At 70.2% G+C, this 20,062-nt stretch carries 9 protein-coding genes; 5 read left to right on the top strand and 4 right to left on the bottom strand.

Features of this window, described 5'->3' with window-relative positions:
- Positions 1 to 80 precede the first annotated feature (80 nt).
- The 3 genes from ACIBCA_RS04430 to ACIBCA_RS04420 are packed head-to-tail and all read left to right on the top strand — an operon-like array spanning position 81 to position 4,943.
- Positions 81 to 3,455 carry a type I polyketide synthase gene (locus ACIBCA_RS04430; RefSeq protein ID WP_396281793.1) on the top strand — a complete coding sequence of 1,125 codons (3,375 nt, stop codon included), beginning with the start codon at positions 81 to 83 and terminating at the stop codon, positions 3,453 to 3,455.
- Positions 3,455 to 4,252, top strand: coding sequence for a thioesterase II family protein (locus ACIBCA_RS04425; protein WP_396281316.1), 798 nt, complete (start codon positions 3,455 to 3,457; stop codon positions 4,250 to 4,252). Before ACIBCA_RS04430 ends, ACIBCA_RS04425 begins: the two co-directional genes overlap by 1 nt.
- A gap of 4 nt (positions 4,253 to 4,256) precedes the next feature.
- Positions 4,257 to 4,943 carry an O-methyltransferase gene (locus ACIBCA_RS04420; protein ID WP_396281315.1) on the top strand — a complete coding sequence of 229 codons (687 nt, stop codon included), beginning with the start codon at positions 4,257 to 4,259 and terminating at the stop codon, positions 4,941 to 4,943.
- 311 nt (positions 4,944 to 5,254) lie between these two features.
- On the opposite strand, the gene ACIBCA_RS04415 is transcribed toward ACIBCA_RS04420, so the two are convergent.
- The 4 genes from ACIBCA_RS04415 to ACIBCA_RS04400 all read right to left on the bottom strand — a co-directional run bounded on the left by ACIBCA_RS04415 (position 5,255) and on the right by ACIBCA_RS04400 (position 14,506).
- Complete coding sequence (locus ACIBCA_RS04415; protein WP_396281314.1) at positions 5,255 to 8,398, bottom strand: type I restriction endonuclease subunit R; 3,144 nt, start codon at positions 8,396 to 8,398, stop codon at positions 5,255 to 5,257.
- A complete protein-coding gene (locus tag ACIBCA_RS04410; protein ID WP_396281313.1) occupies positions 8,398 to 9,687 on the bottom strand; it encodes a restriction endonuclease subunit S in 1,290 nt (429 codons plus the stop codon). The genes ACIBCA_RS04415 and ACIBCA_RS04410 overlap by 1 nt, the downstream gene beginning before the upstream one ends.
- Positions 9,684 to 11,429: an N-6 DNA methylase gene (locus ACIBCA_RS04405; protein WP_396281312.1), complete on the bottom strand. Its 1,746-nt coding sequence runs from the start codon at positions 11,427 to 11,429 to the stop codon at positions 9,684 to 9,686. Before ACIBCA_RS04405 ends, ACIBCA_RS04410 begins: the two co-directional genes overlap by 4 nt.
- Before the next feature lie 437 nt (positions 11,430 to 11,866).
- Complete coding sequence (locus ACIBCA_RS04400) at positions 11,867 to 14,506, bottom strand: RICIN domain-containing protein (RefSeq protein WP_396281311.1); 2,640 nt, start codon at positions 14,504 to 14,506, stop codon at positions 11,867 to 11,869.
- A 282-nt stretch (positions 14,507 to 14,788) separates the two neighbouring features.
- Here ACIBCA_RS04400 and ACIBCA_RS04395 point away from each other — a divergent pair, with 282 nt between their 5' ends.
- Positions 14,789 to 17,818: a glycoside hydrolase family 2 TIM barrel-domain containing protein gene (locus tag ACIBCA_RS04395; protein WP_396281310.1), complete on the top strand. Its 3,030-nt coding sequence runs from the start codon at positions 14,789 to 14,791 to the stop codon at positions 17,816 to 17,818.
- Between the two features lie 56 nt (positions 17,819 to 17,874).
- Positions 17,875 to 20,019: an alpha-galactosidase gene (locus tag ACIBCA_RS04390; RefSeq protein WP_396281309.1), complete on the top strand. Its 2,145-nt coding sequence runs from the start codon at positions 17,875 to 17,877 to the stop codon at positions 20,017 to 20,019.
- Positions 20,020 to 20,062: the final 43 nt, after the last annotated feature.

Genomic DNA, 20,062 nt, shown 5'->3' with positions numbered 1-20,062 from the left:
ACCGCGCCCCCGTCAACCCCGATCGGTCCGGCGGGACCGGTGATCTCACGAGCTGGGAGTGCTGAATGGCCGAGAACGGCATTATCGCCGACGAACAGAAACTGATGGAGTACCTCAAGCGGGCCACGATCGACCTGCGCGAGACCCGGCGCCAGCTGCGGGAGCTGCGGGACCGGGAGCAGGAGCCCCTCGCCATCGTGGGCATGGCCTGCGCCTACCCCGGAGACGTCCGTTCGCCCGAGGACCTGTGGGACCTCGTGTCCCACGGCGTGGACGCGATCTCCGGGTTCCCCACCGACCGGGGCTGGGACCTCGAGAACCTCTACGACCCCGACCCCGACGCCCCGGGCAGGTGCACCGCGCGCGGCGGCGGCTTCCTCTCCGAGGCGAGCCACTTCGACACGAGCGTCTTCGGCATCTCGCCGCGCGAGGCGCTGGCCATCGACCCCCAGCAGCGGCTGCTGCTGGAGTGCGCCTGGGAGACGTTCGAGCGCGCCGGCATCGACCCGCGCAGCGTCCGCGGCGCCGACATCGGCACCTACGTCGGCGTGATGTACAACGACTACGCCTCCCGCCTCCAGCCCGCGCCCGAGGGATTCGAGGGATTCCTCGGCAACGGCAGCGCCCCGAGCGTGGCCTCGGGCCGGGTGGCCTACACCTTCGGGCTGGAGGGCCCGGCCGTGACCATCGACACCGCGTGCTCCTCCTCGCTGGTGGGGCTGCACCTGGCCGCCCGCGCCCTGCGGGGCGGCGAGTGCTCGATGGCGCTGGTCGGCGGCGTCACGGTGATGTCGACGACCGGGCCGTTCGTCGAGTTCAGCCGCCAGCGCGGGCTGGCGCCGGACGGCCGCTGCAAGGCGTTCTCGGCGCACGCGGACGGGACCGGCTGGGGCGAGGGCGTCGGGCTGCTGCTGGTCGAACGCCTGACGGACGCCCGGCGCAACGACCACCGGGTCCTGGCGGTGGTGCGCGGCACCGCCGTCAACCAGGACGGTGCCAGCAGCGGGCTCACCGCGCCCAACGGCCCCGCCCAGCAGCGGGTCATCCGACGGGCCCTGGCCAACGCCGGTCTGTCGGCCGGCGAGGTGGACGCCGTCGAGGCGCACGGCACCGGCACCACCCTGGGCGACCCGATCGAGGCCCAGGCGATCATGGCCGTCTACGGCGCGGAGCACACCCCCGAGGCGCCGCTCCGGCTGGGCAGCCTGAAGTCGAACATCGGCCACGCCCAGGCCGCGGCCGGCGTCGGCGGCGTGATCAAGATGGTCATGGCGATGCGCCACGGCCTCCTGCCGCGAACCCTCCACGCGAGCGAGCCCAACCCGCTCATCGACTGGTCGGACGGGACGGTCGCCCTGCTCGACGAGGCGGTGGCCTGGCCGGAGACCGGCCGCCCGCGGCGCGCCGGTGTGTCCTCCTTCGGGGTCAGCGGAACGAACGCGCACGTCATCGTCGAGTACGACCCCGAGCCGGCCCCGGCCACGCCGGCCGCTTCAGCCACTTCGGCCACTTCGGCCACTTCGGCCACTTCGGCCACTTTGGCCACTTTGGCCACTTTGGCCGCTTCAGCCGCTTTCACCACCTCGGCCCTTCGCGAACCCGCGACGCGCGGCGGCGACCGGCCGGCCGTACTCGGACTGCCGCTGTCCGCCAACGACCCCGAGGCCCTGCGGGCGCAGGCCCACCGGCTGCACGAAGCGCTGACGCACCGTCCGGAACCGCTGCCCGCCGGCGTCGCCCACGCGCTCGCGACGACGCGGACGCTCTTCCCGCACCGAGCCGTGGTCATCGGCGGCGACCGCCAGGAGCTGCTGGCGGGCCTGGCTCGGCTGGCCGCCGACCAGCCGTCGCCCTCGGTGGTGCGCGGCGCGCCGGAGCCCGGCTCGCCCGGCCGCCTCGCCGTGCTCTTCTCCGGGCAGGGATCGCAGCGGCTCGGCGCGGGCCAGGAGCTGTACCGCGCGTTCCCGTCCTTCGCCGAGGAACTGGACGAGGTCCTGGCCCAGGTCGACCGCCACCTGGAGGTCCCGCTCACCACGGTGCTCTGGGCCGAGCCCGGCTCGGAGCAGGCCGGTCTGCTGGACCGGACGGACTTCACCCAGCCCGCCCTGTTCGCCGTGGAAGTCGCCCTCTACCGCTGGTTCCACCGGTTCGTACCGGAGCCGGACTTCGTCCTCGGCCACTCGATCGGCGAACTGGCCGCCGCCCACGTCGCCGGCCTGTGGTCGCTGGAGGACGCCGCGGAACTCGTCGCCGCGCGCGGACGCCTGATGCAGGGCCTACGGTCAGGCGCCAGCGCCATGCTGGCCGTGCAGGCGACCGAGGACGAGCTGCGGCCGCTGCTGGCCCGCACCGCCGGCCGGCTGGCCCTCGCCGCCGTCAACGGCCCCACCTCCACGGTGGTCTCGGGTGACCTCGACGCCGTACGGGAGGCCGAGTCGTGGGGCGGACAGCAGGGCCGCCGGATGCGGCGGCTGCGCGTCAGCCACGCGTTCCACTCCCCCCACATGGACGCCATGCTGGACGACTTCCGGGCCGTGGCCGGCCGGCTGTCCTACCGCCCGCCGCGGATCACCGTGGTGTCCAACGTGACCGGCCGGCCGGCCCGCGAGGGGGAACTCACCGATCCGGCGTACTGGGTGCGTCAGGTCCGCGAGCCCGTCCGCTTCCACCCCGGCGTCCGCAGCCTGGCCGCCGAGGGCACCCGTACGTTCCTGGAGCTCGGCCCGGACGGCCTCCTGGCCTCGATGGTGCCGGACTGCCTGGCCGGCCTCCCGTCCGCCGGCCCGGTGGCCGCCGTACCGGCCCTGCGGCGCGACCGGCCCGAACCGGCCACCGCGCTCACCGCCCTGGCCCGGCTGCACGTCCGCGGCACCCCGGTCGACTGGGCGGCCCTGGGCGCCGGCCCGGCGGGCGCCCCCGTGGACCTGCCGACCTACCCGTTCCAGCGGCGGCGCTACTGGCTCGACCCGGTCGCCCCCGCGACGGCCGGCGGCGGAAGCCCGCCGTCCGACCCGGTCCTGCGCTTCTGGCGGACCGCCTCCGAGCAGGGGCCCGAAGCCGCGGCGGAGCTGCTCGGCCTGAGCCCGGAGGCCCCGCTCAAGGAGGTCCTCGGCGCACTGGCCCTGTACGCCCCGGGCGAGGAGGAGCCCGCCGCGCCGCAGTCCCCGGCGTCCCCGGATCTCACCGCGCTGTCCGGCGAGGAGCGGTACGCCGCGCTCCGGGAGCTGACCTCGGCGACCGTGGCCGAGGTACTGGGCCACGAATCGCCCGGCGACATCGACACCGCGGCGGAGCTGCTCGACCTCGGGATCACCTCCCTGATGGCCGTGGAACTGCGCGGCCGGCTCGGCGAGCAGCTCGGTCTGGAGCTGGAGCCGACCCTGGCGTACGACCACCCGACCGTCGACGACATCGCCCGGCACCTGGACGAGGAACTGCGGGGTGCGAGGACCTGATGAACGACCCCCACCTCGGGACGGACTGGCTCCGGCGGTTCCACGCCAGGCCCGACGCCCCCCGGACGCTGGTGTGCTTCCCGCACGCCGGTGGCTCCGCCAGCGCCTACTTCCCGCTGTCGGAGGCGCTGTCCTCGGCAGCGGACGTCGACGTACTCGTCGTGCAGTACCCGGGCCGCCAGGACCGGCGCCGGGTCCGGCACGACGGCATCCACGCGATGGCCGACCGGATCGTCGACGAGCTGGCCGCGTTCCGCGACCGGCCGACGGCCCTCTTCGGCCACAGCATGGGCGCGACGGTCGGCTACGAAGTGGCCCGCCGCCTCCAGCAACACCCGGGCGCCTCCCCGGACGTGCTGATCGCCTCCGGCCAGCGCGCACCCGAACGGCAGAGCCACCGTCCGGTGCGCGACCTCCACGCGGACCACGAGTTCGTCGAGGAACTGGTCGAACTCGGCGGCACGGACACCCGGTTGCTGACCGACCCCGACCTGCTGTCGATGTTCCTGCCGCCCCTGCGCGAGGACTACGCGGCGCTGCGCGCCTACCGCCACCACCCCGGCCCCCGGCTGCGCTGCCCGGTCGTGGCACTCACCGGCGACCGCGACCCGCGCGTGAGCATCGAGGAAGCCGGCGAGTGGGCCGCCACCACGGACGACTCCTTCGAACTGCGGGTCTTCCGAGGCGGCCACTTCTACCTGGAGGACCGCCGCCTCGAATTCCTCGACACCCTGGCCGACCTGCTGAAGCAGCACTCCCCGCCCCCTGCCTCCACCGCCCCCCGACCCGTGAAGTGAGACGATGGCCCACCAGACCGAATTCACCGCCGAACTCCTCGACTACGTCACGAAGGTGTCCCTCCGCGACGACCCGATCCTGGCCGAACTCCGCGAACTGACCAACGCCCTCCCCGGCGGAACCTCACTCCAGGTCATGGCAGAGGAGGCACAACTACTCGCCCTCCTGGTGCAGTTGACCAACGCGACCACCGTACTGGAGATCGGCACCTACACCGGCTACAGCGCCCTCTGCATGGCCCGGGCACTCCCCGCCGACGGACACCTCGTCACCCTGGACATCAACCCCAAGTGGATCGAAGTGGCCACCCCGTACTGGCAGCGAGCCGGAGTGGCCGACCGCATCGAACCCATCGTCGGCGACGCGACCGCGACCCTGGAACGACTGCGCACCGACCGCGGCGAGGAGACCTTCGACCTCGTCTTCATCGACGGCGACAAGGCCGGCTACCCGTCCTACTACGAAAGCGCCCTGCACCTCGTCCGCCCCGGCGGACTGATCGTGCTCGACAACACCCTCTTCTTCGGCCGAGTGATCGACCGATCCGCCCAGGACAACGACACCCAGGCCATCCGCACCCTGAACACCAGCCTCCGAACCGACGACCGCATCGACCTCAGCCTCCTCGTCATGGCAGACGGCATCACCCTGGCCCGCAAGCGCCGCCAGCACCCCGGAACCCCCCGCTAGGCCCCTCTCTTTCGGATCTCTTTCGGATCTCGCCGAGCGGCCGCTCCGCCATCCACACCCCCGATCGAGGGCCGGCCCCACTCCGCGCGGGTGACCCGGCCCTCGGCGGCCGTCTTTCGGGCGGCGATCAGCGGGCCCTCGCGAGCCAGTCCCGGTAGCGGGTGGAGGCCAGGCGGGCGCCGGGGCCGGGGGTGAGGACGTCACCGGGGACGGCGGCGTCCACTGGGCACCCCGCCCGAACAGTGCACCGGACCGTGCCCCATCGCCCGGGTGATGGGCGCCGCCGACGCCGCCTGAGCCCCGCGCCGGTCCTACTCAGGTTGACCCTGAGTGACCGCTGCTTCGTAGAAGGCATCGGCGAGGGCGAGGATGATCACGTTGATAGCCGGCCCGTCGGTGAAGAAGTAGTCAGCCATCGTGTTGTGGGCGTCCTGATTGTCTGCGACCGCCTCCGTAACGGCTGCTTGGAAGTCCTGTGACTCCATGAACTGCTTCTTGGAGTTCACCTTGGTCTGGTCGACCAGGTTCCGATCAGCGAGCAATCGCTGGACGAGCCCCTGGACGAACTCCCGGATCTGGGACTCGGCGAACGATTCAGCACCGAAGAGGTCGTTCATCTTGTCTATGACGACCTGGAGCGCGACGTACTTCGGATCCTTCTTCGCACCCGTGCCCGCGGCGCTGATGCCCTTCAACTGCCCGTCGCCCACGAGCGAGATGTCGACCGGGATCGCCTTGTCGTACCTCACCCCGACCAGCACCACGTCGGAGAGGTCAACCTCGGCGGCCCAGGCCGACTCGGCGATGACCCTTTCCAGCAGGCGAAGGAAAATTGCGAGCATCTCCATGTAGGGGTCGCCGTAGTCGACGATCTGGGACATGAAGTCATAGAGGTGTGTGTAGGTGGAGACGTCCTTACGGAACAGGTCGAGCGCGTTGAGCGTGACCTTGTCCTCGTCTTCGATCGCTCTCGCGTAGCGGCGCCGGAAGTCGTGCTGCGCCGGACTGATCGCCGCCGAGAGCGCATTGTTGCCCTTCCGGGTCACCCACAGCGTGGCGACCTTTCGGACGTCGTCCTCGGTGTAGATCCCGGCCTGGGCGAGCTTGTTAGCCAGATGGACGACGATGTACGGGTCGGTCTCGGTCTCCAGGGTGGCGTTCTTGAAGTACGGCTCGAAGGCTGCCCTGATGTCCTCGGGCTTGTTGACGAAGTCGATGACGAACGTCTTGCGCTTCTGCTCACCACCTGCGGTGCGATGGGTGCGGTTGAGTCGTGAGAGTGTTTGCACCGCGGTGATCCCCGGCAACTTCTTGTCGACGTACATCGCCGAGAGCAGTGGCTGATCGAAGCCGGTCTGGAACTTGTTGGCGACCAGCATGATCTTGTACGTATCGCCCTTGAATGCGGCTGCCAGGTCAGCCCCGGCGCCGGGGTTCATGCTGGCCTCGGTGTACTCGTCGTCCTTCGACGGCTGCGACCCCCAGTCGTTGTGCCAGGTCTCGTCCTCGGCCATCGTCACCCCGCCGGAGAAGGCGACCAGCGTGCGGTAGTTGTACGAGGCGTCCTCGGCACGACGCTTGGCGATGTAGGCGTCTATGGCCAGCTTGTACTTCACCGCGGACCTGCGCGAGCCGGTCACTACCATCGCCTTCGCCTTGCCTTCGAGGAGATAGGCGACGTTGGTGTGGAAGTGCTCGACGATGATCTGCACCTTCTGGCTGATGTTCGTCGGATGGAGCTGCACCCACCGCATCAGACCCTTACGAGCGGTGGCCTCCTCGACCTCGCCCCCATCGCCGCTTCCGGCCTTGCCCGCGATTTTCAGTGCCATGTCGTAGGGCTGATAGCCCTTGAGCACGTCGAGAATGTAGCCCTCTTCGATCGCCTGCTTCATCGAGTACAGGTGGAACTCGCGCGGCTTCCCGTCGGCACCCTTGCGGCCGAACAGTTCGAGGGTCTTGCTCTTCGGCGTCGCAGTGAAGGCGAAATAGGAGATGTTCTCCGACTCGGCCCGCTCCGTCATCTCCGACGCGAGGATCGACTCCACATCGACCTCGCCGCCGTCCTCGATCTCCTTGATCTCCTCAGCAGTCAGCACCTGCTTCAGTTTCGCGGAAATCTGACCCGACTGGGAGGAGTGCGCCTCATCGGCGATGACGGCGAACCGCTTGCCCTTCAGACCGGCGTCGGTACGGATCTCGTCCAGAGCGTGCGGGAACGTCTGCAGTGTCACCACGATGATGAGCTCACCGTTCTTCAGCGCCTGCGCCAGCAGGCCCGACTTCGACCTCGCGCCAGCCTTGCGGACGTCCTCGGGGCTGATGGTGGCGACGATCTTGCCGGTGCCGTCGATCTGCCGGATCGCATCCTGCAACTGAGAGTCGAGCACGGTGCGGTCCACGACCACGAGGACCGAGTCGAAGACCTTCCGATCACCGACATGCAGTCGTGCCAGCCGGTGGGCCGTCCACGCGATGGTGTTCGTCTTCCCCGATCCGGCCGAGTGCTCGATCAGGTACCGCTGCCCGATACCCTCCTCCGTCACCGCGTCCACAATGTTCGTGACGGCCTCCCACTGGTGGAAGCGCGGGAAGAGCATGCTCGTACGCCGCACCGAGGTGCCGGTACTGACGTCCCACTCCTCCTTGGTCTGTACGATCATCAGCCGCCCGATGATGTTCAGCCAGGCGTGCTTCTCCCAGACCCGTTCCCACAGGTACGCCGTCGCGGACCGTCCGTCCGCGCCGGGCGGGTTGCCGGCACCACTGTCGAAGCCGACGTTGAACGGCAGGAAGTGGGTGTTCTCCCCCTCCAGCCTCGTGGTCATCGCCGCCAGATCGTTCGAGACCGCGAAGTGCACCAGCGCCCGGTGACCGAACGACAGCAACGGCTCAGGACGACCGTTCGTCAACGGGTTGCGTTTCTGCCTGTACTGGTTGACGGCCTCGTCCAGCGACTGGGTGAAGTCGGTCTTCAGCTCCACCGTGGCCACCGGGAGCCCGTTGACGAAGAACACCAGGTCGATGCTGCGCTGGTCAGCGGTCGAGAAGTGCACCTGCCGCACCACCCGCACCCGCATGACCTTGTAGTGCGCCGCCGTGGTCTCGTTGAGCGACGTGTCCGGACGGAACTGCGCCATCTTCAACCGACCACCACCGATGTACTGCACCCCGTTACGCAGGATGTTCAGCGTCCCACCGCCGTGCTCGAGCGGCCGATCGAGCGCCGCGGTCAGCACGTCGAGGAACTTCGCCTGCGACCCTGCCGCCTTCAACGCCTTCTCGTACGCCGACTTCTGTGTCGCGTCCAGCCACGCAAACAGGTCTGCCGGAAACAGCGCCCGCTCCCGGTCGTACTCGCCACCGTCACGGTCGTTCGCGGAGTACAGCCAACCGTGAGCCTCGAGGTGCTCACAGATCTCCGTCTCGAAGACCTCCTCATTGTGGTCGGCCATCACGCCACCTCTCGTACATCGATCTGCCCCGTCACTGCCGCCGTGATCAACGCCGACCGTCGCTCCCTGGAGAGCTCGATGAACCGCTCAGTCTCAGCGATCAGCTGGTCGATCTTCGACGTCTGCTTGTCGAGGAACGCCACGATGGCTCGTTGCTCGTCCATGGGAGGCACAGGAAGGACCAACGAGCGGATGTCTCCCCCCGCCACCTTGAAGGTGCCGACTGCCGTTCGGGCTCGGGCCCGAACCTGCGCGCGCGTCGGGCTCGCGTTGCACGCCCACACGAAGAACTCGGGAAGCATGGACGAGTTCACGCGAATTCGGATGAGCAAGTCAGGATAGATGTATTTTTCTGCGGCAAACTCAGGGCCGACGAGGCCTGCACGCGCCACGAGGTCCACGTTCCCGTTTCCCCGGACAAGCAGGATGTCTCCAGGGTGAAGCCTGAGCGATTCTGTGCTCTCGAGACTGGAACGGTCGACGAACTTGGTTACCTCGGGCCCCATGATGACCCGACCGTTCCTGATCGCTCCGAGAGACAGCGACTTCAAGTCGTCGGTGCCGCCGGCCGCGGGAGACACACCGCTCGCAGGACCGAACGCCAGTACATGCTTCGCGCGAACGGCCTTCCAGCCGACGGGAAGCTCCGGCAGCCACGGGCTACCGGTTCCAAAGCGCGCGGTCTCCGGGTCAAGACCCTGCGAGAGAACCGCGTCGACGACCGCACGTCGGCGCAGATGCAGCATCTCGACCAAGTGCTGCTGCTCCTCGACGAGCGTGTCGATACGGGTCGTCTCGCGGTCGAGGTAGTCAGCGATGAGGCGCTGTTCTTCAGGCGGCGGCAATGCGATGGGGAGAGCGCGGATCGCCGACACGTTGATGCGACGAAACGTGGAGCCGATCATCGCCGACTCGATGGCGTAGTTCGCTTCTGCCCCCACGAGTGCATACCGCAGGAACGTCGGATCGACCTCCGAGGTCCTTCGAAGTAGGACCGTTTCCTGGCCAACAGCGAACTCGGGGGTACTCGGGGCCACAGCTGACACCAGACCCACTGAGACATTGCGGATGAACAACAGGTCACCGGCACGCGGCGCGCGGTCGGACGCACGCAGGTGGTCAAAGAATTCCTTTGTCGTGTATTTGCAATCAGAGAGGTCGACAAATGCACCCTGGCACTCTCGAATGCTCGCGACCGGGAATCGGCGGTCATCGTCAACGAACGGGGCCGTGACATGGGCACAATCAATGACATCGACGAGCCGCCTGAGCGGAACAGTCGTGGTCATCCTTCGACCTCCCGCAGCAGCCCGAGGATCTTCGCGACCTGCTTCTCCAGGTCGGCATCGATCTCGGCGAGCGGGCGAGGCGGAACGTACTTGTAGAACTGGCGGGTGAAGGGGATCTCGTAGCCGATCTTGGTCTTGGACCAGTCAATCCAGGCGTCAGGGACGTGCGGCTTCACCTCCACGTCGAAGTACGTCTGGATGACCTCGCGCTCCCCCGCCCTTCCGACGGCCGAACCACCATAGGCGAAGGGCACGTTCTCCGTGTCGCGCCTCTTCGAATCAGGCTTCGGGTTGCCCTTGCGGTCGACGACAGGGTTCCCTTCCTCATCGAGCAAGGGACGCTCGACGGTGATGGCCCAGTAGCCGAACTCATCGTTGCGCAGGACCTTGGAGAATTCGGGGTCGGCGTCCTCGAAGTCGGCGTACAACCGCACGACCTTGGCGCGGTCACCGTCGCCGATCCTGCGTCCCTTGGACCCGAGGTTCTTGCGCATCTTGGTCCAGAACGACGTGCCGTCGATGAGCTGGACCTTGCCCCGGCGGTCGGGGTGCTTGGTGTTGTCGAGAATCCAGATGTATGTGGCGATACCGGTGTTGAAGTACATATTGGTAGGAAGCGCAACGATCGCCTCGACCCGATCGCTCTCCAGCAGCCACTTGCGGATGTTGGAGGGGCCGGATTCGGCGGCGCCGGTGAAGAGCGGCGAGCCGTTCATGACGATGCCGACGCGGCCGCCGCCGTCCCCAGGTGCGCGCATCTTGTGGGCCAGGTGAAGAAGGAAGAGCATCTGGCCGTCCGAGGTCGCGGGGAGTCCCGGTGCGAAGCGGCCGTGGGGGCCGGCGGAGTCGCGCTCGTCCTTGATCGCCTTGGAGTACTGCTTCCAGTCCACCCCATAGGGCGGGTTGGACATGCAGTAGTCGAACTGGCGGCCCTTGAAGGCGTCGTCGGTGAGCGTGTTGCCGAACGCGATGTTGGTCGCGTCGTGGCCCTTTGCGAGCAGGTCGGACTTGCAGATGGCGTACGACTGCGGGTTGTACTCCTGGCCGTACAGGCTCAGCTTCGCGTCGGGGTTCTGGTCGAGCAGGTGCTCCTCGGCCAGAGAGAGCATGCCGCCGGTGCCGGCTGTGGGGTCGTACAGCGTCCGGATGATGCTGCCCTCGGAAAGGTCGGCATCCTTCTCCGCGAACAGCAGGTCGACCAGCAGCCGGATCGCGTCGCGTGGCGTGTAGTGGTCTCCGGAGGTCTCGTTCGCGGCCTCGTTGAACTTGCGGATGATGTACTCGAACGCATCCCCCATGTCTGCGTTGGACACCACCTCGGGATGCAGGTCGACGGCGCCGAAGGACTTGACGATCTCGCGCAGGAGCCCGGCCTTCTCCAGGGCCAGGACCTCCTTCTTGAAGTCGAAGTACTCGAACACGTCCACGTCGGCCGAGAACCGGTCGATGTAGTCAGTGAGGTTGTCCGCCAGCCCGTCCGCATCGGTCAGCAGGTTCGCGAACTCGTAGTTGGAGGTGTTGTAGAACGTCCGCCCTGTGACCTTCTTCACCTCGACCTTGAGCCGGTTCGGGTTCTCGTACCTCGCAGCCAGCTGCCGTACCGCCGCACGATCCGCGTCGAGTACGCAGTCAAGCCGCCTCAGGATCGTGAACGGAAGGATCACCGTCCCATACTGGTTGGGACGGTAAGGGCCTCGAAGCCGGTCAGCGATTGACCAGATGAAGCTACCGAGCGCGCTCACAAGGTTCCTCACGAAAATCGTCTAGCAGAGACGGCCACTCTGCCAGAGGGCAGCAGCCAGCGCCCGCATGGTTCAGTCATGGGACGCCCTTCCAAGCCTGGCATCTCGCACACTGGACCGCCGTCACGGACACCGGCCTGGCCACCCCGGTGACAGCCGCACGTCAGCACTGGTGGCCCCGCCCAGGGTGGCGCTCCGGGCCGCGGCCACCCCGGCCCGCGACCGTCCAACTGGCCCCAGGACACCTGCGGCGTGGGGCCGGAATGTGAGGCGCTGGCTCAGGAGCGGGCAGCGATCAACCAGCGGGGTGACCTCGTGGAGCGGGTCATCGTCCTGGAGCGGTCGGGTACCGCGATGGACGGGAAGGCGGCGCCACCGCATCGATCGGTGGTGCCGCCTTCCTGGTAGCCCTGCCGCACGAGCTGGGAGTGGTGGTGTCAGGACGGGTCGCCGTACTGGAGGCCGCGGCCGTTGGTGCCGATGTAGACCCGGCCGTAGAGGTCCGGGTCGCCGGTGATGATGCCCTGGCCGGCGAAGTTGCCCCACTGGTGGGCGTCGTCGTTGATGCGGACCCAGGTGGCGCCCTGGTCGGTGGAGCGGAAGACGCCGGCGACGTCCTTGACCGTGCCGATCAGGTACAGCGCCTGGTAGGAGGTGCCCGGTGCGGCCTTGCCGAAGCCGACGGCGGTGCCGGACTGCACCGAGGAGAGCCTGGTGAAGCTGCGCCCGCCGTCGGTGGAGTGCAGCACGCCCTGGCCGCCGGCGAGCCACAGGTCGCCCGCGAGGCCGGGGACGGCGGTGAGCTTGCCGGAGGGCAGGTTGCCGGCGCGGGCGGTGAAGCTCGCGCCGCCGTCGGTGCTGGCGTAGAGCGTGCCGCCGGACAGCGAGTAGAAGGTGGTGGCCGAGGACCGGTCGGCGATCACCACGGCGTCCTTGCCCAGGCCGTTGACCTTCGACCAGCTCGCGCCCCGGTCGGTGGAGCGGTACGGGGCCTGGCCGGCCTCGGTCCAGACGAAGCTGGAGCCGTCCGCCGCGACGGCGATGTGGCCGCTGTCCGCGCCGGGCACCGGCTCGCCCTTGAAGCCGTTCCAGGTGTGGCCGCCGTCGGTGGAGAGGGCGCCGTCCTGCTCGCCGCCCCGGCCGACCCGGACCACCAGGGAGGGGTTGGACTGGGCGTAGTCGAGGGAGGTGCTGTTGTAGATCGTCGGGTTGACCAGCCGCCCGGTCGGCTCCTTCGTCAGGTCGTCGTACACGAAGCCGCCCTGGTCGCCCATCGAGGTGATGAGCGCGGCGGCGCCGGGCGGGGAGACCGCGTCGTACAGCGCGGTCTCCTCCAGCCCGCGGGCCCCGATGAACCAGTGGCTGGTGCCGCCGTTGTCGGTCGAGTTGGCGTCCTTGCTGGCCCAGATGCCGTTGCCGGTGCCGTACATCACGTGCCCGGAGTCGAACGGGTCGATGCTCAGCGCGGTCATCCAGTGCCCGATGCCGGTACCGAGGTACGGGGCGAGGGAGGGGTCCCGCACGGACTTGTCGGCCTGGGTCTTCCAGGTCGCACCGCCGTCGGTGCTGCGGTAGACCTCGTCCTGCGGCCACCAGCGGTCCAGCGTGGTGACCATCACCGTGGACGGCTTCTGCGGGTCGACGGCCAGACCGGCGAACCCGTAGCCGCCCTGGGACGGCGAGACGTTCTTCCACGCCCCGCCGGAGGTGCTGTACTTCCACACCGAACCCGCCGTCACGCCGTTGGGCCCGGGGGCGTTGGTGTACGTCAGGTACAGCGAGCCGTCACCGGAGAGCACGCCGTGCTGCGGCACCTGGCCGGTGGGCTGCCCGGGGACGGCCTGCCAGGAGTTGCCGCCGTCGGTGGAGCGGTACAGGTTGGTGGACTTGTCGGCGACGCCGACGTAGACCGTGTTGCCGCCGGCCGGGCCGTACGTCACGAAGGAGATGCCGGTGCCGAAGCTCGCCCCGTCCCTGACCGGGAACGAGGAGACCTGGTTCCAGGTCCTACCGGCGTCGGTGCTGCGCCACAGGCCGTTCTTGCGGGTGCCCAGCAGCAGGGTGTCGTGGTTCGCGGGGTCGATCACCAGGCGCTCGCCCGCCCCGCGGCCGTCCTCGTTGCCGCCCAGCTTGAACGGCAGCTCGGTGCGCTGGAAGGTGCGGCCGCGGTCGGTGGAGCGCAGGATCGCGCCGTTGCCGGCCCAGTCGTTGGTGTAGGTGCCGGCCGCGAGGTAGAGCCGGTCCGGGTCGACCGGGTCGGTGGCCAGCGACTCGATGCCCAGCAGGTTCCAGTCCTTCTGCCCGACCCAGTCGGTGAGCGGTACCCACTGCTCGGCGCCGGTGTCCCAGCGGTAGGCGCCACCCATGTCGGTGCGCGCGTACAGCAGGCCCTTCTCCTTCTGGTTGAACACCAGGCCGGTGACGTAACCGCCGCCCGCCACCGGGGCGTTCCTCCACACGTACGAGCCGGAGCCCTTCGAGCCGCCGGCCCCGCCCGCCGACGCGCCGGGGACCTTCACCAGCTTCCACTGCTGGTTGGCACCGCCCCAGCCGGCCCACTGGATGACCTGGGCACCCTGGTTCGTGGAGCCGCCCGTCACGTCCAGGACCTGACCGCTCCCGCGGGAGGTGAAGGTGACCACGTCGCCCCCGCTCACGTCGCCGATCCGCCACTGCTGGAAGGGCGCCGACCGGTCCGTCTGCTGCTCGGCGACGGCGCCCTGGTTCGTGGAGTCGCCCGCGATGCCCAGCACCTTGCCGCTGTTGCGGTTCACCAGCTCGTAGTAGCCGTCCCCGGTCGGCTTCAGCCGCCACTGCTGGTTGGCGGTGTTCTGGTCGGTCCACTGCTGGACACGGGTGCCGTCAGCGGTGGAGAACCCGTTGACGTCCAGCACCTGGCCGCTGCGCACCGAGACCAGCCGGTAGTACCCGTCGCCGTCGACCACCGCCGCCTGCGAGTCCGCGTGGACGAACACGAAGTACGACCCGACGCCGAGGGGCACGGCGAGCAGCAGGGCCGTGGCGCTCAGGCGACGGCGGTGGCGCCCGCGGCGGCCACTGCGGGGGGATTCGCTCATGGTTTGACGTTCTCCTTGCGAGCCGTGCACGAGGTGGGAGCCGATCCCGGCACCGGAACGGGCCGGGATCCGACCTCTTGTTGCCGCAGGCTCCGCAAAGGGTTGCCGCGGATCCGAGGATTTCTCCCCCGGCCTCCTGACCGGCCGGCGGTGGTGGTGCCGTCCGGTGGTGGTGGCGCCGTCCGGCAGTGGTGCCGGCCGGCGGCCTGGGCGGCACTTCCCGCAAGGAGCCTTCGATAGTACGGTCACGCGCATCACCCGAGATCATCGGAGGACTTCCGCATGTCGGCACGCTACTTCGAGGACTTCGCGATCGGCCGTGGGGGCCTTGCGCCGCGCGCGGCACTGGACACGGACGCTCCCGTGCTCGATCTCAATGGATCGTGGGCGTTCCGCTTCTCGCCCACCCTGCGCAGCACATCGGACGATTTCCAGAGCCTGGAGTTCGACGACGGCTCCTGGGGCACCCTGCCCGTCCCCTCGCACTGGCAGTTGCACGGCCACGGCCGCCCGATCTACGTCAACGTCGCCTACCCCATCCCCCTGGACCCGCCCTTCGTTCCGGACGAGAACGAGACCGGGGACTACCGCAGGGCCTTCGACCTGCCCGAGTCCTGGGACGGCGTGCCGGCCGTGGTGCGCTTCGAGGGTGTGGACTCCTGCGCCCGGGTCTGGCTCAACGGGACGGAACTGGGCGTCACCTACGGCAGCCGCCTGCCCGTCGAGTTCGACGTGTCGGCCGTGCTGCGCCCGGGCCGCAACCTGCTGGCGGTGCGGGTGCACCAGTTCTCCGCCGGCACGTACCTGGAGGACCAGGACACCTGGCGGCTGTCGGGCATCTTCCGCGACGTCCGGTTGCTGGCCCGCCCGGCCGGCGGCATCCGGGACGTCTTCGTGCGGGCCGACTACGACGCCGCCACGGGGGCGGGCCGTCTGCGGGTGGGCGTGGACGCGGACGCGCCCGTGCGGATCACCGTGCCGGCCCTCGGGATCGACGGGCCGGCCGGCGACGGGTTCCGGCTGCCCGCGGTACGGCCCTGGAGCGCGGAGGACCCGCACCTGTACGAGGCCGAGCTGAGCACGGCGACCGAACGCGTCCGGGTCAGGTTGGGGTTCCGCACCGTCGCCGTGGGCGAGGACGGGGTGTTGCGGGTCAACGGGCGCCGGGTCGTGCTGCGCGGGGTCAACCGGCACGAGTTCGACCCCGACCACGGACGCACCCTCTCTCCGGAGACCATGCGCCGGGACGTGGAGCTGATGAAGCGGCACAACATCAACGCCGTCCGCACCTCCCACTACCCGCCGCACCCCGCCTTCCTCGACCTGTGCGACGAACTCGGGCTGTACGTCGCGCTCGAATGCGACCTGGAGACCCACGGGTTCGAGTACGCCGACCAGGAGCGATGGCAGCGCAACCCCTCCGACGACCCCCGCTGGCGCGACGCCTTCCTGGACCGCGCGGAGCGCACGGTCGAGCGGGACAAGAACCACCCGAGCGTCGTCCTCTGGTCGCTGGGCAACGAGGCGGGCGACGGCCGGAACCTGCGGGAGATGGCCGACCGGGTACGCCAGCGCGACCCCTCCCGCCCGATCCACTACGAGGGCGACCGGCTCGCCGAGTACACCGACGTGTTCGGCGAGATGTACCGCCCGCCCGCGGCCGTGGCCCGCATCGGCCGGGGGGAACTGCTTCCGGGTGAGATGTCGTACCCCGCGCGAGCCGGCTCGGGCGACCCGGCGGACGATCCGCGCAACCGCAAGCCGTACCTGCTCACCGAGTTCGCCCACGCGATGGGCAACGGCCCGGGCGGCCTGGCCGAGTACGAGCGGCTGTCCGACGCGTACCCGCGAGTGCAGGGCGGCTGGGTGTGGGAGTGGATCGACCAAGGGCTGCGGACGCGCGACGCCGAGGGGCGCGAATTCTTCGGCTACGGCGGCGACTTCGGCGAGGACCTGCACGACGGCACCTTCGTCTGCGACGGACTGCTCTTCCCCGACCGCACCCCCTCGCCCGGTCTGCTGGAGTACGCCGAGGTCATCGCCCCGGTCCGCATCGGCCCCGGCCCGGAACCCGGGACACTGACCGTGGAGAACCGCTACGAGGTCCTGGACCTGTCGCACCTGCGGTTCACCTGGTCGCTGGAGCGCGAGGGCACCGAGCTGGCCCGGGGCGAACTGCCCGCACCGCGCCTGGCCGCCGGTGAACGCGGCCCGCTGCCGCTGCCCGCGCCGGACCTGCCCCCGGCCGGGCACGAGGAGGGCGAACTCTGGCTCACCGTACGGGCGGAGCTGGCCGAGGCCACCGGCTGGGCCCCCGAGGGCCACCTCGTCGCCTGGGGTCAGCTCCCGCTCTCCGCACCGGACCGCAGCCGCCCGGACGGCATTACTGTTAACGCTCACATCGAGGACGGGTGCATCCGGCTCGGCCCCGGCCGCTTCGACCCCGACACCGGACTCCTGCTGGGCCTCGGCGAACTGCCCCTCCAGGGACCGCGACTGAACCTCTGGCGGGCACCCACCGACAACGACCGCGGCGGCTGGCCCCAGCCCGACGCCGCCTACTGGAAGGACCGCGGCCTGAACCGGCTGCGCCACCGCACCGTCTCCGTCACCCCCGGCGCCCACGGGCTGACCGTCATGGTCCGCAGCGGCGCCGCCTCGGTCGGCTGCGGCTACCTGACGACGTACCGATGGAGCAGCTACGGGACGGGCCTGCGGCTCCACGTTCACACCGAACCGGCCGGCCACTGGCCCGAGCGAGAGGACGCCGCCTCCGCGAGCCTGGTGGACGAAGCCCTGCCGCCGCAGGAGTACCGGGAACTGGTCCGCCGCAGCGCTTCCCGCTCCGTGGCCCGGATCGGCCTCGACTGGCAGCTGCCCGCCGACCTGTCCTCGGTCGAGTGGTTCGGCGCGGGCCCCGGCGAGTCCTACCCCGACTCCCGGCAGGCGGCCCGGGTGGGCCGCTTCCGCGCCACCGTCGACCAGTTGCAGACGCCCTACGTACACCCGCAGGAGAACGGCAACCGGGCGGACGTACGGTGGGCCGAGATCAGTAACGGGGCGGGCGAGGGAGTCCGCGTCCACGGCGAGGAGTTCTTCCACCTCTCCGCCCGCCGCTGGAGCGACCGCCAACTCGCCGACGCCCGGCACCCGACCGAGCTGACACCCGGCCCGGTGGTCCACCTGCACACCGACCACGCCGTCCACGGCCTGGGCAGCGCCTCGTGCGGCCCCGGCGTCCTGCCCCGGCACCGGCTGGAACTCGGCGCCGCGGACTTCACCCTCGCCATCACGCCGTTCCACCGCCCGTGACCCCGGGAACGACCCGTGCAGAGGCCCGTACCAGAACCCCCCCGAACGAGGACGAAATGACTGAGGCGAACCTCGTCGTGCTGTCGGCCGGTGACACGGCCCTCGCGCTCGACACCACCGGACCCGAGCTGCCCCGAGTGCTGCACTGGGGCCCCGATCCCGGCTTCAGCGCCGGTGACGCCGTACAGGTGCTCGACGCCATGGGCCTGACCTCCCGGCACCAGGCCGGGAGCCTGATGCCCTCCCAGGGCCGGGGCTGGGGCTGGTTCGGCCGCCCGGCCCTGGCCGGGCACCGCGACGGCCGGGTCCGCCCTCCGCGCTTCGCACTCGCCGAACCGGTCGCCGTACGCGCCCAGGACGGCCGGGGTGGCACCGTCCGCGTGCGGGCCCTGGACTCCGGCGCCGGGCTCGCGCTGGACACCGAGCTGCGGATGACGGAGCACGGCGTGGTGCGGCTGCGCCACACCCTGACCAACACGGCGACGGACACCTACACCCTGGAGGCACTGACCTGCGTGCTGCCGCTCCCCGCCCACGCCGCGGAGCTGCTGGACTTCGCCGGCCGCTGGGCCCGTGAGCGCTCCCCGCAGCGCTCCCCGCTGCGGCAGGGCGTCCGGTCGAGGGAGAGCCGCCGTGGCCGCACCGGCTTCGACGCCGGGCTCCTGCTCGCCGGCACCGAGGGCTTCGGCTTCCGGCACGGCGAGGTCTGGGGCGTGCACCCCGCCTGGAGCGGCAACCACGTCCAGTACGCGGAGCGGCTGGCCGACGGCACGACCGTCCTCGGCGGCGGCGAGCTGCTGGACGCGGGCGAGATCCGGCTGGCGCAGGGCGAGTCCTACCGGACCCCGTGGGTGTACTTCGCGGCCTCCGGCACGGGTCTGGACGGGATCAGCCGAGGATTCCACGCCATGCTCCGGGCCCGGCCGCAGCACCCGGCCACCGCCCGGCCCGTCACCCTGAACATCTGGGAGGCGGTCTACTTCGACCACGACCCCGAGCGACTGCACGCCTTCGCCCGGACCGCGGCGGAGGTCGGCGTGGAACGGTTCGTCGTGGACGACGGCTGGTTCCTGCACCGCCGCCACGACCGGGCCGGACTCGGCGACTGGTACGTGGACGAGAAGGTGTGGCCCGACGGACTGCGCCCGCTCGCCGACCACGTCCACGGCCTCGGCATGCAGTTCGGCCTCTGGTTCGAACCCGAGATGGTCAACCCCGACTCCGACCTGGCCCGCGCCCACCCCGACTGGTTCCTCGCCGACCCCGAGCGCCTCCCGTCCGAGCAGCGCAACCAGCACGTCCTGGACGTCGCGAACCCCGACGCCTACGCCTACCTGCTGGAACGGATCAGCACCCTCGTCGGCGAGGTGGGCGTCGACTACGTCAAGTGGGACCACAACCGCGACCTCGCCGACGCCGTCCACGACGGCCGCCCCGGCGTCCACGCCCAGACGACGGCGGTCTACCGGCTCCTGGACGACCTGCGCGGCCGTCACCCCGGCCTGGAGATCGAGTCCTGCTCCTCCGGCGGGGCCCGCGCCGACCTCGGCATCCTCGAACGCACGGACCGGATCTGGGGATCGGACAACATCGACCCGATCGAACGCCAGGCCATCCAGCGCTGGACCAGCCTGCTCCTGCCCTACGAGCTGATCGGCTCCCACGTCGGCTCCTCCCCCGCCCACATCAGCCACCGCGCCACGACGCTCGCCTTCCGCTGCGCCACCGCCCTGTTCGGCCACGCCGGCATCGAGTCCGACATCTCCGGCTGGCCGCAGGAGGACCTGACCGCGCTCGCCGCGTGGATCGACGCCTACAAGCGGCTGCGGCCGCTGCTCCACGGCGGCGACGTCGTGCGCACCGACCACCCCGACCCGGCCGCCTGGGTCCACGGCGTCGTCTCGCGGGACCGGGCCCACGCCCTCTTCGCCTACGTCCAGCTGGAGACCTCCGCCTCCGAGAACGGCGCGCCCGTACGCCTCCCGGGGCTGGAGCCCGCATCCCGCTACACCCTGCGGGTGCGCCCCGAGCTGTCGTCCCCCGAGCACACCTGGCCCGCCTGGGCACGGCGTACGACCCCGCTCACCCTGACCGGCCGGTACCTCGCCCAAGTCGGCCTCGCCGCCCCGAGCCTGACCAACCGCCCCGGTCACGCCCTGGTGATCGAGGCGAGGGCGGAGGCGCCCGCCCCACAGGGGTGATCTCCGCCCCGGTGCGGGTGTGCTCCCGCAGGCGGAGGGCGGG

Source organism: Kitasatospora sp. NPDC051170, assembly GCF_044455705.1.
Classification (GTDB): domain Bacteria; phylum Actinomycetota; class Actinomycetes; order Streptomycetales; family Streptomycetaceae; genus Kitasatospora.
This window is presented reverse-complemented; position numbering and strand designations above follow the sequence as displayed.